This is a genomic window from Marinobacter gelidimuriae (assembly GCF_000372805.1).
GTDB classification, from domain to species: Bacteria; Pseudomonadota; Gammaproteobacteria; order Pseudomonadales; family Oleiphilaceae; genus Marinobacter; species Marinobacter gelidimuriae.
Window position 1 is genome coordinate 165,611 of sequence record NZ_KB889827.1, and the last position, 15,656, is coordinate 181,266.

A 15,656-nucleotide genomic window follows, 5' to 3' on the forward strand; every position below is an offset into this window, starting at 1 on the left:
ATTGCGATGTCGCTCCCCCTGGTTGTTTTACTGCCCTTTTTAGGCGCCATGGCCGCACCACTGTTCGCGCAGGGCGGGCGCACAGCCATCGCTATTGCGTCAACCGTTCCCGCGCTGATTGCGCTCGCCGCATTGTTCCCCCACTGGCAAACACTGGCAGACGGCGGTGTTGTCCTGCACACCTACGAATGGCTACCTGCGATCGGGCTGTCGCTGAGTTTCCGCCTGGATGGCCTGTCACTGCTGTTCGCGCTGCTGATTCTGGTGATTGGTATCCTGATCATTCTTTACGCCCGCTACTACTTGAAACCTGAAGAAAATATTGGCAAGTTTTACGGCCTGCTGCTGTGTTTCAAGGGCTCAATGCTTGGCATTGTGCTTTCCAGCAATTTGTTGCTGATGATGATTTTCTGGGAAGTCACCAGCTTGGTGTCGTTTTTACTGATCAGTTTCTGGACCCACAAAAAAGGCGCGCGGCGCGGTGCCCGCATGGCGCTGACGGTTACCGGCGGCGGCGGCCTGGCCCTGTTAGCAGGTGTTCTCATAATCGGTCAGATTGTCGGCAGCTACGAGCTGGACGATGTGCTAGCCGCAGGGCCCATCATCAAAGCACACGCGCTTTATCCGGTTGCGCTCACTTTGGTGCTACTCGGCGCATTTACAAAATCGGCCCAGTTCCCATTCCATTTCTGGTTGCCTCACGCCATGCAGGCGCCTACGCCGGTATCGGCCTACCTGCACTCGGCCACCATGGTTAAGGCCGGCATATTCCTGCTGGCGCGACTGTACCCGGCGCTGGCAGGCACCGAACAATGGTTTTACATGGTTAGTTTCACCGGCATGGCAACGCTGCTGCTGGGCGCGTATATCGCCATGTTCAAGCACGACCTCAAAGGCTTGCTGGCGAACTCCACGATTAGCCATCTGGGGTTGATTGTTCTGTTGCTCGGTATGGGTACGGAACTCGCCACCGTTGCTGCCCTGTTTCACGTAATCAACCACGCCACGTTTAAGGCCTCGCTGTTTATGGCGGCCGGCATTATTGACCATGAAACCGGCACCCGCGATATGCGCCGCATTAACGGGCTTTGGCGATTCATGCCCCACACCGCCACTCTGGCCATGGTGGCAGCGGCCTCTATGGCCGGTGTACCGCTACTGAACGGCTTTCTTAGTAAGGAAATGTTTTTCGCCGAGTCTCTGGCACTTAACCTTCCCGGTTACTGGGCCTGGCTACCGCCGATTGTGGCGACCCTGGCCGGCATTTTCGCGGTTGCTTACTCCGCCCGGTTTATTCACGACGTGTTCTTTAACGGCAAGCCGATAAATTTGCCCATTTATCCGCCCCATGAACCGCCGCGCTATATGAAAATCCCTGTGGAAATATTGGTGTTCGCTTGCCTGATGGTGGGTATGTTCCCGACCATATCAGTGGGCCCGCTGCTTTACGCCGCATCCTCTGCAACCTTGGGCGTGCCGGCACCGGACTATCAGCTGGCGGTAATGCACGGCTTCAATCTGCCGCTATTTATGAGCTTTTTAGCGTTCTTTGGCGGCTTACTGATGTACAGCCAACGCAAGCGTTTCTTTGCCTTTCACGACCGCTTCCGCGAGATCGACGAAAAAGCGATCTTCGAAAAAATGGTATTCAGCCTGGGCCTGAGAGCCAACCAGCTCACTGCCGCCACCGAGAACGGCTCGCTGCAGCGCTACGTTATGCTGCTGATTGTCAGCGCTCTGGCCGTGGCGTTTTTACCGATCAGCAAAATGGGCTTTTTTATTGGCAGCAACGGGTTAACCCCGGTGGACTGGCCGACGGCAACCTTGGGTGCCGTTCTGATTGCCAGCGCCCTGGCAACTGCAGCCATGCACCGTGAACGCTTCTTTGCGCTGGTACTGATCAGCGTCGTCGGGTTGTTAACCGCGCTCACCTTTGTGCGTTTCTCGGCGCCAGATCTGACCATGACCCAACTGTCGGTGGAAGTCGTTACCGTTGTGCTGTTAATGCTGGCACTTTACTACAGGCCCTCACGGACACCCGTTGAGAGCAGCCGTGGTCGCCGCGTTCGTGACATGGGGATAGCCCTGTTAGCCGGCAGCGGCATGACCATTATTACCCTGGCCATACTGACCCAGCCGTTCAGTTCGATTTCCGAGTTCTTTCTGGCAAACAGCAAAACCGGTGGTGGTGGTACCAACGTGGTCAATGTGATCTTGGTGGATTTCCGCGGCTTCGACACCTTGGGTGAAATTTCAGTGCTGGCGATTGCAGCATTGGGTATTTTTGCAATGCTCAAAAACACATCACTTACGCCGCCTCCGGGCGATGGGCTCGGCCACACCTGGACCCGTGACCGACACCCAACCATGCTGAAGCAAATTGCCCGGCCAATGCTGCCGTTGGCATTGATGGTGTCGGCGTTTATATTCCTGCGAGGCCACAACCTGCCAGGCGGCGGCTTTATTGCCGGTTTGATAACCGCCATTGCGCTGATTCTTCAGTACATCGCCAGTGGCTTTTCCTGGACCGAGGACCGCATCGCCATGCGCTATCACAATGTGATTGCGCTGGGTCTGCTGTTTGCCGTTATTACTGGCGCCGGCAGCCTGGCGTTTGGTTATCCGTTCCTGACCTCCACATTCGGCTATATCACCTGGCCGGTGGTGGGTAAGTTCGAACTGGCATCGGCGCTGGTGTTTGACCTGGGTGTGTACCTGGCGGTGGTGGGTGCCACACTGCTGATACTGGTCAGTGTAGGCCGCATCAACCCCCATTCCGCTATCCGTCCTGTAAACAGCGAGTCGAGCTACGGCGCTGACACGACTACCCTGACTCAAAGAGAGACCGAATAATGGAACTTGTATTCGCACTGGCCATTGGTGCGCTCACAGCCGGCGGGGTGTATCTGTTGCTGCGCGCCCGCACGTTTCCGGTGGTACTGGGCCTGACCATGCTGTCGTACGGGGTGAATCTGTTCCTGTTCGCCAGCGGGCGCCTGGCCACCGGCAGCCAGCCGGTTCTGGGCACCGCTGCCCAGTACGCAGACCCATTGCCCCAGGCGCTGGTGTTAACCGCGATTGTTATCGGCTTCGCCATGACCGCATTCGTGGTGGTGTTGTCACTTCGCAACCTGGCCGACCACGGTAATGATCACGTAGACGGCGATCCGAAAAAGCGTACGCCGGCTTCCAAGCATGCGCGGGAGCGTCGGCCACTATGACCCACTGGCTGCTTGCTCCGATTCTGATTCCGCTACTGGGCGCTATTCTGCAAATATTTGTGGGCTACGCGCCCATGCCGTTGCGCCGGGTGTTGGCCATTATTACCTCGGTTCTGACCCTGGCCGCCGCCATTGTTCTGCTAAATCTGGCCGGTGACGACACCTACCGTGTCTACGCCATGGGCAACTGGCAGCCACCCTTCGGCATTGTGATGGTGCTGGACCGTTTGGCCGCCATGATGTTGGTTCTAACGGCGTCGCTGGCACTGCTGTGCCATCTGTTCTCGATCGGGGGTGCCGACGAAGGTACGCGCCAGTTCCACAGCCTGTTCCTGTTCCAGCTGATGGGCCTGAATATCGCCTTTCTGACCGGCGACCTGTTCAACCTGTTTGTTGCGTTTGAGATTCTGCTGATTGCCTCTTACGGACTGCTGATGCACGGCAGTGGCAGCACGCGCTCAACGCCAGGGCTGCATTATGTCGTATTAAACCTGGTGGGTTCGTCGCTGTTTCTGATCAGCGTGGGCATGATTTACAGCGTTACCGGCACCTTGAATATGGCTGATCTGGCTGTGAAAGTGCCGCAGGTCAGCGGCGACCAACGTTTTTTAGTCGAAGCCGGTGGCATGCTGTTGTTGGTGGTATTTGCCCTTAAAGCGGCGGTGTTGCCACTGACATTCTGGCTGCCGCGGGCCTATGCCAGCGCTACCGCGCCGGTCGCTGCATTTTTTGCCATTATGACCAAAGTCGGTATCTACGGGATTATCCGGGTTTACCCGCTGGTTTTTGGCGCCAACGCCGGCGAAATGGCTAACCTAGGCATGAACTGGCTTTTCCCGCTAGCGCTCGCCACCCTTATTATGGGCGTTATTGGCGCTATGGGTGCACAAACCTTGCGCACCCTGGTGACCTGGCAGCTGGTCATTTCGGTTGGCACTCTACTAGCACCCATCGCGCTGGGCTCGCAAAAAGGCCTGGCTGCGGCCCTGTTCTACTTGCTTAGCACGACCTGGACTGTGGGCGGTTTGTTTCTGCTGATTGAGCTAGTGCGCAGCCAGCGCGGGTCCGCTTCTGATAAAATCGTTATGGCGCCGCAGATTCGTCATCGAACCCTGCTTAGCTCGCTGTTTTTCTTTGGCGCGGTGTCCGCTGCGGGTTTACCACCCCTAAGCGGTTTCTTTGGCAAGGTGATGATTCTGCAATCCACCACCAGCGGCGTGGAAATGGCGTGGCTTTGGGGTACGGTGCTCACGGGCAGTTTTTTCACTCTGATTGCCTATAGCCGCGCCGGCAGTGTGGTATTTTGGCGCAATATTGAAGGTAAAATTGAAAACAGCACCCCGGTAACGCCGTTGCTGGCCATTTCTACCGGCGCGCTGATTGGTATGAGCGTATTAATGGTGGCACTGGCCGGGCCTATCAGTGCCTATACCAACGCCACTGCAGTGCAGTTGCTGGACACCCGTGGTTATATCCAGACTTTGCAGGCGCCAATGGTTGAGGAGGGTTCGTAATGCTGGATCGTCTGAGTTTCCCGCAACCCTGGCTAAGCCTTCTGCTGTTCAGCATCTGGCAGTTGCTTGCCGATGGCGTTGGCGGTGGAAGCGTGGTTGTGGGTTTGATACTGGCCTGGGGTATTCCGCAGCTCACCCAAAGCTTCTGGCCTGAGCGCCCGGCGGTGTTCAAGGCTTGGCGTTTACCGGGTTATTTGCTGCTGGTGTTATGGGACATCGTGATTGCCAGCTTTGAAGTGGCCTGGCTGATTATCAGCCCGCGCCGGCCGGAACCGATGTTTATCAGCTACCCGCTGCAGCTTGACTGCCCACAGGCTATCGCTATTTTGGCCAGCACCATTTCCCTGACACCGGGCACAGTGACCGCCGATATCAGTGATGATCACAAGAATCTGCTGATTCACGCGCTAGACACCCGCACCGCAGAAGAAGTGATTAAGGCCATTCACAATCGTTATGAAAAGCCGTTGATGGAGATGTTCCAATGATTGCGATTGTGTTGAAAATATCCATCGCCTTAGTGGTGATTGCTGCCTTGCTTAATGTGTATCGCCTGATCGTTGGCCCACATGCCCCAGACCGGGTTCTGGCCATAGATACTCTGGCCATTAACGCCATAGCGCTCATCATTCTTCTGGGTATTACATTGAACACCCGGATGTATCTGGAGGCCGCGTTGCTGATTGCCGTCATGGGTTTTGTCAGCACGGTGGCTATGGCCAAATACCTGAAACGCGGCAGCGTTATTGAATAACAAGGGTGCAGAGCGAGGCGCCAGGCGCGTTGCAAAGGAGACGACACAATAATGAACCTGTTTATCGAACTCGTTATCGCAGCCCTGTTGTTGCTGGGTGCAGCATTTACATTGGTGGGCGCCATCGGGCTTGCGATCTTGCCCGATTTTTTTACCCGCCTGCACGGGCCGACCAAGGCCACCACCGTGGGTGTGGGCGCTATGGCGTTAGCGTCGATGATTTGGTCCGCCAACCAGCCCGTGGGCACAGGCTTTGTGGAAATTCTGATCATGGTCTTTTTGCTGCTGACCGCACCGCCGAGCGCCAATATGATGGCAAAAGCCGCAATGCACATGGACGTACCTAAAGTTGGCAATACCCGCGGCGACCCCTGGCAGCAATAAAACCATCTTTGAATGTGAGTACCTGCAAAAACGGCGGTGGTACGCTAGGTTAGAGGGTGCGCTAAGTTAGAGGGTGCGCTAGATTAGGTGCGTAGCTATTACGCAGAATGGTTTCTGAAACAGTCCGAATACGATACCGCCTATTTGTGCACCTACGGCTGAGGCGGCCCACCTCCCCCAATAACAAAAAGGATATTGTCATGGCCTCGACCCGCTTGCTGACCCCAGCAGAAAACGCCTATCAGTACCCATTACTGATCAAACAATTACTGGCTTCCGGGCCGCGTTTCGCCGGCTCCCAGGAAATTATCTACGCAAACAAAAGCCGCTACACCTACACCGAGTTGCAAGCCCGTATCGGCCGCCTGGCCAACGCCCTGACCAAAGCCGGAGTGAAAGCCGGCGACACCGTTGCGGTGATGGACTGGGATACGCCCCGCTATCTTGAATGCTTTTTTGCGATACCGATGATTGGCGCCGTTCTGCACACCGTTAACGTGCGGCTGTCACCGGATCAGATCGTATACACCATGAATCACGCCGAAGACGATGTGGTGCTGATACACGACGATTTCCTGCCCATACTCGATGCTGTTAAAAACCAGATCGAGACGGTAAAACACTACATACAGCTGACCGATAACGACCAGCCTGCAGCCGCCAGCGTGCCGGTGTTGGGTGAATACGAGCAGCTTCTGGCCCAGGAAGACAGCCACTTCGACTTCCCGGATTTTGACGAAAACAGCGTAGCCACCTGCTTTTACACCACTGGCACGACCGGCAAGCCTAAAGGTGTGATGTTCAGCCATCGCCAGTTGGTGATGCACACCATGGCTATGGTAGGCACCCTTTCAATGTTCGACGAGGCGCCGCTGCTGCGCTCCAGTTCTGTTTACATGCCGATGACGCCCATGTTCCACGTGCACGCATGGGGTGTTCCCTACGCTGCCACCTTGATGGGCATTAAACAGGTATACCCCGGGCGCTATGAACCCGAACTGCTGATGAACCTGATCAAAACCCACAATGTGACCTTCTCCCACTGCGTGCCCACCATTATGCAGATGCTGCTGGCCACCGAGTCCATCAAAGACGCAGATCTGAGCAACTGGCAGGTACTGATAGGCGGTAGCGCCCTGACCAAAGGGCTGTGTGAAGCCGGAGCCGAGCGGGGCATTCGCATGTACACCGGCTACGGCATGTCGGAAACCTGCCCGATTCTGACCATCACCCACCTGACACCGGAAGATCTGGAACGGCCGCTGGCGCAACAGGCCGAACTGCGAGTAAAAACCGGTGTTGCCATTCCGTTGGTTCAGGTTGAAATTGTGGACACCGATGGCAAACCGGTCGCCCACGACGGTCAAGCCAAAGGCGAAGTTGTCGCGCGTACGCCCTGGTTAACCCAAAGCTATCTGAAAGAACCGGAAAAAGGCGAAGAACTTTGGCAACACGGCTGGCTGCACACTGGCGACGTAGCCAGTATGGAGCCAAATCAGACCCTGATGATCAAAGACCGCATCAAGGATGTGATCAAAACCGGGGGTGAATGGTTGTCGTCACTGGATCTGGAAAACCTGATCAGTCAGCACCCGGCGGTAGCAGCCGCTGCGGTTGTCGGCGTTGCCGATGAGAAATGGGGCGAGCGCCCACACGCACTGATCACGCTAAAGCCCGGCCAGAATGCCACACAAGACGACATTCAAGCGCACTTGCAGCACTATGTGGATAAAGGCGAAATCAACAAGTGGGCGATCCCCCGGCAAATGGACTTTGTGGACGACATTCCAAAAACCAGCGTGGGCAAGATCAACAAGAAGCAGATTCGCGATCAGTTAGGCTAGATCACCTTACGTCACTGAAGCGAAAATCAAGCTGCGGCGGCCGTCCGGCGATAATATCCGCCAGCGCGGCCGCTGACCCGCATGCGTGGGTCCAGCCCAAAGTACCGTGGCCGGTATTCAGAAACAGATTGCTAATGGAGCTCTTACCCACATAGGGCACGCTGGACGGCGTCGTCGGCCGCAACCCGCTCCAGTATTCAGCCTGCTCCCAGTGACCCGCCTCGGGCATGACAGCCGCCACCCGGCGCAACACAGCCCGGCAGCGGGTGACATTCAGGCGTCTGGAATAGCCGCTGAACTCTGCCGTACCCGCAATCCGCATACGATCACCCAAACGTGAGTAAACCAGCTTGTACTCATCGTCGGTCAGGCTGACATTGAACGCGGCCTCAGGATTTTTCACCGGCACGGTGATGGAATAGCCTTTGGCCGGGTAAATATTCAAAGCCAGTCCCAATTGCCGCGCCAGTGGCGCACTAAAGCTGCCAAGGCTGAGAACCCAGGCGTCTGCGCGCAGGCTATCGTGATGACCCTGAGCCAGGGTTTCCACCGCATCTACACGCCCGATACCGCGCTGAAACCCAACCACTTCCGTGTTGTGTTTGAACACCACACCCGCCTGTTTACAGCGCTCTGCCAGGGCTTGAGTAAATTTTCGGGCATCACCGGATTCGTCTTCCTCGGTGTAGGTGCCACCTGCGAGACGATGCTTCAGGGGCGCAAGAGCAGGCTCCAGTTCGATTGCCCGTGCTGCACTCACCACTTGCCGATCGCAGCCCAATTCGCGCATCTGGCGTGCCGGTTCCAGGGCACTGTCGAATTCTTTCTGGCTGGTATAAAAATGCAGAATTCCACGGGTCAGGTGGTCGTAATCCAAGCCCAGCTCGGCCCGCAGCTCCTGTAATTTGCTGCGGCTGTAAAGGCCCAGGTTGACCATCTGACGCAGATTGTCGGCCGCCCGGGCAGATGTACATTGGCCCAGAAACGCCAGCGCCCAGCGCCATTGGGCCGCATCCAGTCGCGGCCGGAACAGCAGCGGTGCGTCATTACGATGCAGCCATTTCAGAACCTTCAGCGGCGTTGACGGATTGGCCCAAGGCTCGGCGTGGCACACGGAAATCTGGCCGCCGTTGGCATAACTGGTTTCAAGCCCGGCTGCTGGCTGACGATCTATCACTGTGACCTGGTAACCCTGACGCTGCAAAAACCAGGCACTGGTAACGCCAACCACACCCGCGCCTAAAACCACTACGTGCATACCCGTTCCTGTCGGTTATTCGTGTTGTTAATCGTGGATTACTGCTTGCTGATGGCTGTTTGTTGATGAGCAGGGTCAGCCACCGGAACGTTTTACCACCCAGCCTTTTTGCATCAGCAACGGCACCAGAATATCTCGTTGGTCGCCCTGAATTTCGACAATGCCGTCTTTCAGGGTGCCACCGGTGCCGCATTTGGCTTTAAGCTCTTTGGTGTAGGCTTTCAGCTCTTTTTCTGCCAAGGGTATGCCGCTAATCAGAGTAACGCCCTTACCTTTGCGGCCTTTGGTTTCGCGACTGACCCGCACGACACCGTCACCCAGCGGGCGTTGTTCCCGGCCGCAGCTGCACTGTTCCTGCGGATGACGACACTGGGGGCACATGCGGCCCTGATCAGTGGAATAAACCAGTCCACCGTCGTGCTTTTTACTCATTCAGTCCAGCCCGGGCGGATATTTGGTGAACATTTCCTGAACCACTTCGTCGATCAGCTTGCGCCGCGTTTCTGGTGACTGGTTTTCGTTCAGGTAGCGCTTGCTGGCTGCACGCCAAATCACCTGGCGGCTTTGCGCATCAGCCAGTTCAATCACCAGTTTGCCCTCGTCGACTTCACGCACCGGAGGCGGTGCCGACAGCCCCCAACCAAAATTACCGGTACCAAACCCGAACCCGAGACCCAGACCGCTTTGCTCCAGGCGCTCTTCCTTTGCAATGTACCAATTTACCAGCACGTCGGCCTCAGCAGCGCTGACCGGCTTCATAGCCTTGCTTGCCAGCTCACGTTCCAGCGCGCTTTTTACGCGGCTGCCGTCGAGCGACATAAAAGAATCGGAGCCGGCATCGTCGGCATAAGCCCAGGTGTTGTAATCACCAAAAGCCGTGGCTGAATCATAATCCGTCACCACGTTGCTTGCGCAACCGGCCAGAGCCAGCGCGACAACTACACAGGTTACAAAGCGCATCAGTGCGTTCTCCTCAAATTAACGGCTTGGTAGAGTATACGCGCTGCCCGGCGAGCGGGTCAGGTATCGAAATGATAATTCAGTCCGCGGGCGTTGCAAAAACCAGCAAAATCCTCTGTCGCAGGTTCTGGCACGTCAACAGATACAGCCACTTGCTGGCCATAATTGATCTCGGTAATGGTCGCGTTATGCAGTTCGCACCAATGCCGCAGAGGTTGTTCATCGGCAAAACCAATCACCGCCAAGGCTAGCTGGCTGGGCTGGTGCTCCACCCGTTCTACCGCCGACAGTACACTTTCTGCGGCGCCTGCGTAGGCCCGCACCAGGCCGCCTGCGCCCAGCTTTATGCCGCCAAAATAGCGAATGACCAATACCAGTACATCCCCCATGTCTTTATGCTGGATAACACTGAGTATCGGTTTTCCGGCGGTGCCAGAAGGCTCGCCGTCGTCGTTCATGGCGGCTTCGGCTGCCGAGCCCGGGCGGCCAATCTGATACGCCCAGCAGATATGGCGGGCATCAGTATGATCTGCCTGCGCCTGTGCCAGCCATTGATGAACCTCATCGCGACTGTTTACCGGAGCCACGCGGGCTATAAACCGGCTCTTTTTAATTTCCGTGACCCGCTCCAGATAACCGGCGGGGACGGGGTAGTCTTTTTTCATTCGGTTATGCCTGTTTGCTCAGAATATCTATTGGCCGTTGGCGGGATGCATGCTCAACTAACCACAAACACCGCCGCCGCTCTCGCTGAGCGCCAGTCTAACATGCTTGAACTCGCCCCATTTGGCTGGCCGCAAAGCCTTTACAGAACCTTTATCCAACGCTGACAGCGCTTGACACTGCAGTGGTTAAGATGGAAAAACAGCAAAAGCGTTGCGACAAGATGGCTAAATAAATCGCAACGGGTGATCGCCTGGGGGGTTCTGGCGTAAGGTATGGACAGTGAGTGCACCGTCTTACAGGAAATCGACCTTACATGAACCACCCCGATAGCCACCCTTCAAGCCTTACCTTTGACGGCCCTGCACAAAGCAAGATCCACATTTGCCGGTCTATCGACGATATTAACGCCGTAGACTGGCAAAGCTTGGCTGGCAGCGATTACCCCTTTGCGCGCTACGATTTTCTGCAGGCACTGGAGCGCAGCGGTTGCACCAATGCTGCTACCGGCTGGCAGCCCAGCCATCTGGTGATCCGCCAGCAGGGTCAGGTTACCGGCATTATTCCGGCATTCTTGAAAAACAATTCCCGCGGCGAATACGTGTTCGATTTCGCCTGGGCCGAAGCCTACCAGCGTTACGGCCAGCCTTATTACCCAAAGCTGCTGATGGCCATTCCCTTTACCCCGTCACAGGGGCCGCGGCTGCTGCTAACACCGCAGCTGCGCGAAATTCTGGACAGCGCATCGCTTCATAAGCTGCTTGATACAGCCACTACTGCACTCGGTGCCCATTCCTGGCATCTGCTGTTTCCCAACAGCGCGGATCAAGCGCTGCTTTGCCAGCCGCAAACACCAGACAGCCCGCAATTGCATCGGCTAGGCTGCCAGTTTCACTGGCACAATGCCGAGTACGGAGCCTTTGACGACTTTCTGGCGCTATTAACATCGCGTAAGCGCAAGTCCATCCGCAAAGAGCGCAAACAGGTCAGCGATCAAGGCATTGAGTTTCAGCGTGTCAGCGGCTCAAACATATCTGACCGAGTGCTTAATGGCTTCTACGTGTTCTACCAGGCGACCTATCTTAAGCGCGGCCAGCAGCCTTATCTGAACCGTGACTTTTTTGAACGTTTGTTCCGCCAGATGCCAGAGCATGTGCACATCGTGATAGCGCTCAAACAAGGTGAAATGATCGCCAGCGCGCTGTTTCTAAGCGGCACTGACACCCTTTACGGGCGCTACTGGGGTTGCCTGGACGAGTACAATCATTTGCACTTTGAAACCTGCTATTACCAGGGAATAGAACTGGCCATAGACCTTGGCCTGCAGCATTTTGACGCCGGTGCTCAGGGTGAGCACAAACTGGTACGGGGTTTTGAGCCGCTACTCACCCACTCGTGGCACGGCATAGAGCACCCAGGCTTTCGCGATGCCATTGCAAATTTTGTGGCTGAAGAGCGCGAGGGAGTTCGCGGCTATTTTGAAAAGAGTAAAACATTACTGCCATTTCGCCAGACTGAAAATGACAACGGCGGCTGATTACGCAACCACCTTTTTGATTTTGCCATTCAACACGAACTAGCGTGCAAAATCAGTCTGTACCAATGCGAAAGCCAACTTTCAAACTGACTTGGTAATGGCCCACTTTGCCGTCAACAATGTGGCCGCGGGTTTCAACCACTTCAAACCACTCCATGTTACGCAGGCTTTTACCACATTCGTCCAGTGCGTTCTGAATAGCCTCCTCAATGCTGTTGGGAGATGACCCTACAATTTCAACTTTCTTGTAAACATGCGAGCTGCTCAAAATTGAACTCCTCCTATCCTCATGAATTAACAAGTACTTTCAGCCTAGAACAGGCTTTCATACAATGCAATTCTACGCTAACGGATTTTTACCCTGCTTGCGGCTAAAGCTGGTTCACGCAAACCCGAAGGGTGTCCGAAATGCTGGCGTTAAGTCTGAGCATTGCCAGAGATTCCGCACGGGTTCGGCCCAGGTTCAATGTCGCAATGGGCTTACCCGATTCATGAGCGTAACGGCAAAAGCGGAATCCGGAGTAAACCATCAGTGACGAGCCAATCACCAGTAGGCCGTCGCTGGCTTTAAGCGCATCCAGTGCCGCATACACCCGCTGTTTGGGTACGTAATCGCCAAAGAACACCACGTCCGGCTTTAAAATACCGCCACACACCGGGCAGTCTGCCAACTGGAAGTCTGCAAAATCAATGTCTAAATCGGCATCACCATCCGGCGCCACGTCCGCCGTATACGCACTGAATTGCGGATTAAGAATCGCACAGCGCTGGTGTACCTCGTCCCTCATGCATCGATAATCGCAGCTCATGCACAGCACCTCGTCGGCGCGGCCGTGCAAATCGGTTACCGCCTGAGTACCTGCTTTTTGGTGCAACCTGTCAACATTCTGGGTGACCACCAGCGAACTGTGATTGAGCATTTCAAGCTGGGAAATATGATGGTGAGATGCATTCGGTGAGGCGTTGCGCATCAGCGGCCAGCCTATCAGGCTGCGGCCCCAGTAACGTTGGCGGGTTTGAACGCTGCCCATAAAGGCCTGATGCTGCACCGGCTGCTTTCGCTTCCAGGCGCCGTCGCCATCGCGGTAATCCGGAATACCGGAATCGGTGCTGACACCGGCGCCGGTCAGAATCAACAATCTGGGATGGCTGTGAATGAAGTCGGCGAGCATGGCACCGGCTTCATCCGGCTGATACGGACTGGAAGCAATGTCACTATCTGGCAAGCGCTGATCGGAACTGAAGGGGCGGGAACGGTGACGGATTTCAGACATACACACTCCGGTCAGGAAGGATTTTCCAGGCAGCTCGCCAAAAGAGCACGCATTTTCTGGACACCCAGTTTTTGCGTGAGTTCAATATTACGCTCTGGTATGTCATCTACGTTCGGGTAGTGATCAATGGCCACTTCCAGGCTGGCCTCGCGCAGCAGATGCAACATCGGGTAGGGCGATCGATTGGTGAAGTTCTCGGCATCATCCGGCCCGGTGCCAGCGAACTGATAGTGCGGGTGAAAACTGGCAATCTGGTAAACACCTTCCAGTTTCAGAACCGCCAACAGGCCGTTGGCTTCTTCCAGAAACTCGTTATACCGCATGAAGTCGCCCAGCGCGTTAGGGTGAATCAACAGCGTGGTTTCCAGATCTGGCTCGTCATCCAGGCGTTGGAGTTCCTGCTGCAGGCACTGCAGCAGTTCCTCTTCGTTCGTCGCTTCGCACACCGTAAAACGCACGCTGCCTTTAACGAGTTCGCGCTTGGCGAACGGACAGAAGTTCAACCCAACGACTACCTTGTCCACCCAGTTACGGGTAGCGCTAATAATGTCTGACTGGTTCACACCCTATCCTCTTGCATAACCAAGTGCGTTACTTGCTCTTACCTTATACGTAGCCGCGGCTTCGCAGGTATTCGTCGTAGTTGCCGCTGAAATCGATGACTCCGCTAGCGTCGAGTTCAATAATACGGGTCGCCAGAGACGATACAAACTCCCGGTCGTGGCTCACAAAAATAAGTGTGCCTTCGTAGTTTTCAAGAGCCAGGTTTAACGCTTCAATCGACTCCATGTCCATGTGGTTGGTGGGTTCGTCCAGCAGCATCACATTGGGCTGTTGCAAAATCAGTTTGCCAAACAGCATTCGGCCTTGCTCCCCTCCTGACAACACGTGAACAGATTTTTCGATGTCGTCGCTGGAAAACAGCATGCGACCCAATGTGCCGCGAATCACTTGCTCGCCGCCGGTGGTCCAGCGTGCCATCCAGTCGTTCAGGTTCATGTCCTGAGCGAAATCTGACGTGTGGTCCTGGGCAAAATAGCCAACCTGAGCACTGTCAGTCCACTTCACCTCACCGCTATCCGGCTGGTAAGCCCCTGTCAGACACTGTAAAAACGTGGTTTTTCCAACGCCATTGGGTCCAATGATCGCAACCCGTTCACCGGCTTCAATTTGCAGACTGAGTTTTTTGAACAGCGGGATGTCGGTAAAACCCTTGGTCAATTCCTTCAGCGTTAACGCTTGGCGATGAATCTTTTTACCCGATTCAAAACGGATAAACGGGCTGACACGGCTGGACGGTTTTACATCATCCAGTTGAATCTTGTCGATCTGGCGCGCCCGCGAAGTGGCCTGTTTGGCTTTAGAGGCGTTAGCCGAAAAACGACTAACAAATTGCTGAAGCTCGGCAATTTGGGTCTTTTTCTTGGCATTTTCTGACAACAGGCGCTCGCGGGCCTGGGTGGCAGCGGTCATGTACTCATCGTAGTTACCCGGGAACAAGCGCAACTCACCGTAATCCAGATCCGCCATGTGAGTGCACACGCTGTTCAGGAAGTGGCGGTCGTGGGAAATAATAATCATGGTACTGTTGCGCGCCACCAGAATGCTTTCAAGCCAGCGGATGGTGTTAATGTCCAAGTGGTTAGTGGGCTCGTCCAGCAACAACACATCCGGATTTGAAAACAGTGCTTGGGCCAGCAAAACCCGCAGCTTCCAGCCGGGCGCCAGTGCACTCATCAGGCCATCGTGCTGGTCCAAAGGAATGTCCAGGCCCAGCAATAACTCACCAGCGCGGGATTCCGAGGTATAACCGTCCATCTCGGCAAATTGCACTTCCAGATCCGCCACCGCCATGCCGTCGTCTTCGGTCATCTCTGGCAGCGAATAGATACGGTCGCGCTCTTTCTTCACCGTCCACAATTCTTCGTGGCCCATGATCACGGTGTCAATCACCGTGGAGTTCTCGTAGGCGAACTGGTCTTGGTGTAATTTACCCAGGCGAATATTAGGATCGAGCATAATATGCCCGGAGGACGGCTCCAGATCGCCACCCATGATTTTCATCAGCGTCGACTTTCCACAACCGTTGGCACCAATCAGGCCATAGCGATTGCCGTTACCAAATTTGGCTGAGACGTTTTCGAACAGGGGCTTGGCCCCGAATTGCATCGTAATATTAGCAGTAGCGATCAAGGCAGCAACCTGTAGACGTAAGGCCGGTACCGGCAATTCACCAGAGAATCCGGA

Annotated in this window: 16 protein-coding genes; 8 read left to right on the plus strand and 8 right to left on the minus strand. The window is 55.4% G+C overall.

Annotated elements, in window-relative coordinates; translation table 11 throughout:
* Window positions 1-6: 6 nt before the first annotated feature.
* The 7 genes from A3OI_RS0100810 (at window position 7) to A3OI_RS0100840 (ending at window position 7,717) form a co-directional block, all read left to right on the plus strand.
* Window positions 7-2,853 (plus strand): monovalent cation/H+ antiporter subunit A, encoded by a 2,847-nt coding sequence (locus A3OI_RS0100810; RefSeq protein ID WP_018402457.1) that lies wholly within the window; start codon window positions 7-9, stop codon window positions 2,851-2,853.
* Window positions 2,853-3,221: a Na+/H+ antiporter subunit C gene (locus tag A3OI_RS0100815; RefSeq protein ID WP_007350566.1), complete on the plus strand. Its 369-nt coding sequence runs from the start codon at window positions 2,853-2,855 to the stop codon at window positions 3,219-3,221. Before A3OI_RS0100810 ends, A3OI_RS0100815 begins: the two co-directional genes overlap by 1 nt.
* Window positions 3,218-4,735, plus strand: coding sequence for a monovalent cation/H+ antiporter subunit D (locus A3OI_RS0100820; RefSeq protein ID WP_018402458.1), 1,518 nt, complete (start codon window positions 3,218-3,220; stop codon window positions 4,733-4,735). The genes A3OI_RS0100815 and A3OI_RS0100820 overlap by 4 nt, the downstream gene beginning before the upstream one ends.
* A complete protein-coding gene (locus A3OI_RS0100825; protein WP_018402459.1) occupies window positions 4,735-5,223 on the plus strand; it encodes a Na+/H+ antiporter subunit E in 489 nt (162 codons plus the stop codon). Before A3OI_RS0100820 ends, A3OI_RS0100825 begins: the two co-directional genes overlap by 1 nt.
* Window positions 5,220-5,489: a K+/H+ antiporter subunit F gene (locus tag A3OI_RS0100830; protein ID WP_007350563.1), complete on the plus strand. Its 270-nt coding sequence runs from the start codon at window positions 5,220-5,222 to the stop codon at window positions 5,487-5,489. Before A3OI_RS0100825 ends, A3OI_RS0100830 begins: the two co-directional genes overlap by 4 nt.
* Before the next feature lie 51 nt (window positions 5,490-5,540).
* The gene (locus tag A3OI_RS0100835; protein ID WP_018402460.1) at window positions 5,541-5,873 is read left to right on the plus strand and encodes a Na+/H+ antiporter subunit G; all 333 of its coding nucleotides are present in this window, start codon (window positions 5,541-5,543) and stop codon (window positions 5,871-5,873) included.
* A gap of 200 nt (window positions 5,874-6,073) precedes the next feature.
* Window positions 6,074-7,717 (plus strand): fatty acid--CoA ligase, encoded by a 1,644-nt coding sequence (locus tag A3OI_RS0100840; protein ID WP_018402461.1) that lies wholly within the window; start codon window positions 6,074-6,076, stop codon window positions 7,715-7,717.
* Window position 7,718: 1 nt separating this feature from the next.
* Here A3OI_RS0100840 and A3OI_RS0100845 read toward each other — a convergent pair whose 3' ends face one another.
* The 4 genes from A3OI_RS0100845 to A3OI_RS0100860 form a co-directional block, all read right to left on the minus strand.
* On the minus strand, window positions 7,719-8,975 hold the full coding sequence (locus A3OI_RS0100845) for a D-amino acid dehydrogenase (RefSeq protein WP_018402462.1): 1,257 nt from the start codon (window positions 8,973-8,975) through the stop codon (window positions 7,719-7,721).
* A gap of 75 nt (window positions 8,976-9,050) precedes the next feature.
* Window positions 9,051-9,407 carry a translation initiation factor Sui1 gene (locus tag A3OI_RS0100850; protein ID WP_018402463.1) on the minus strand — a complete coding sequence of 119 codons (357 nt, stop codon included), beginning with the start codon at window positions 9,405-9,407 and terminating at the stop codon, window positions 9,051-9,053.
* A complete protein-coding gene (locus A3OI_RS0100855) occupies window positions 9,408-9,935 on the minus strand; it encodes a DUF4136 domain-containing protein (protein ID WP_018402464.1) in 528 nt (175 codons plus the stop codon). It abuts the gene before it with no gap.
* 59 nt (window positions 9,936-9,994) lie between these two features.
* A complete protein-coding gene (locus A3OI_RS0100860) occupies window positions 9,995-10,600 on the minus strand; it encodes a YigZ family protein (protein WP_018402465.1) in 606 nt (201 codons plus the stop codon).
* Between the two features lie 314 nt (window positions 10,601-10,914).
* Between A3OI_RS0100860 and A3OI_RS0100865 the strand changes: the two genes are divergently transcribed.
* Complete coding sequence (locus A3OI_RS0100865) at window positions 10,915-12,135, plus strand: GNAT family N-acetyltransferase (RefSeq protein WP_018402466.1); 1,221 nt, start codon at window positions 10,915-10,917, stop codon at window positions 12,133-12,135.
* A gap of 52 nt (window positions 12,136-12,187) precedes the next feature.
* On the opposite strand, the gene A3OI_RS0100870 is transcribed toward A3OI_RS0100865, so the two are convergent.
* From A3OI_RS0100870 to A3OI_RS0100885, 4 genes are all read right to left on the minus strand, one after another.
* Window positions 12,188-12,403 (minus strand): dodecin, encoded by a 216-nt coding sequence (locus A3OI_RS0100870; protein WP_018402467.1) that lies wholly within the window; start codon window positions 12,401-12,403, stop codon window positions 12,188-12,190.
* A 103-nt stretch (window positions 12,404-12,506) separates the two neighbouring features.
* Complete coding sequence (locus A3OI_RS0100875) at window positions 12,507-13,409, minus strand: NAD-dependent protein deacetylase (protein WP_018402468.1); 903 nt, start codon at window positions 13,407-13,409, stop codon at window positions 12,507-12,509.
* Window positions 13,410-13,420: 11 nt separating this feature from the next.
* Window positions 13,421-13,972 carry a DUF1415 domain-containing protein gene (locus tag A3OI_RS0100880; protein WP_018402469.1) on the minus strand — a complete coding sequence of 184 codons (552 nt, stop codon included), beginning with the start codon at window positions 13,970-13,972 and terminating at the stop codon, window positions 13,421-13,423.
* Window positions 13,973-14,015: 43 nt separating this feature from the next.
* Window positions 14,016-15,602, minus strand: coding sequence for an ABC-F family ATPase (locus tag A3OI_RS0100885; protein ID WP_040474859.1), 1,587 nt, complete (start codon window positions 15,600-15,602; stop codon window positions 14,016-14,018).
* Between the last annotated feature and the right edge of the window lie 54 nt (window positions 15,603-15,656).

Bases quoted from the DNA above. Each gene is read 5' to 3' on its own strand.
- A3OI_RS0100875 (WP_018402468.1), bottom strand. From the start codon at position 13,409: ATGTCTGAAATCCGTCACCGTTCCCGCCCCTTCAGTTCCGATCAGCGC.
- A3OI_RS0100830 (WP_007350563.1), top strand. From the start codon at position 5,220: ATGATTGCGATTGTGTTGAAAATATCCATCGCCTTAGTGGTGATTGCT.
- A3OI_RS0100855 (WP_018402464.1), bottom strand. From the start codon at position 9,935: ATGCGCTTTGTAACCTGTGTAGTTGTCGCGCTGGCTCTGGCCGGTTGC.
- A3OI_RS0100840 (WP_018402461.1), top strand. From the start codon at position 6,074: ATGGCCTCGACCCGCTTGCTGACCCCAGCAGAAAACGCCTATCAGTAC.
- A3OI_RS0100825 (WP_018402459.1), top strand. From the start codon at position 4,735: ATGCTGGATCGTCTGAGTTTCCCGCAACCCTGGCTAAGCCTTCTGCTG.
- A3OI_RS0100845 (WP_018402462.1), bottom strand. From the start codon at position 8,975: ATGCACGTAGTGGTTTTAGGCGCGGGTGTGGTTGGCGTTACCAGTGCC.
- A3OI_RS0100865 (WP_018402466.1), top strand. From the start codon at position 10,915: ATGAACCACCCCGATAGCCACCCTTCAAGCCTTACCTTTGACGGCCCT.
- A3OI_RS0100815 (WP_007350566.1), top strand. From the start codon at position 2,853: ATGGAACTTGTATTCGCACTGGCCATTGGTGCGCTCACAGCCGGCGGG.
- A3OI_RS0100850 (WP_018402463.1), bottom strand. From the start codon at position 9,407: ATGAGTAAAAAGCACGACGGTGGACTGGTTTATTCCACTGATCAGGGC.
- A3OI_RS0100835 (WP_018402460.1), top strand. From the start codon at position 5,541: ATGAACCTGTTTATCGAACTCGTTATCGCAGCCCTGTTGTTGCTGGGT.
- A3OI_RS0100810 (WP_018402457.1), top strand. From the start codon at position 7: ATGTCGCTCCCCCTGGTTGTTTTACTGCCCTTTTTAGGCGCCATGGCC.
- A3OI_RS0100820 (WP_018402458.1), top strand. From the start codon at position 3,218: ATGACCCACTGGCTGCTTGCTCCGATTCTGATTCCGCTACTGGGCGCT.
- A3OI_RS0100860 (WP_018402465.1), bottom strand. From the start codon at position 10,600: ATGAAAAAAGACTACCCCGTCCCCGCCGGTTATCTGGAGCGGGTCACG.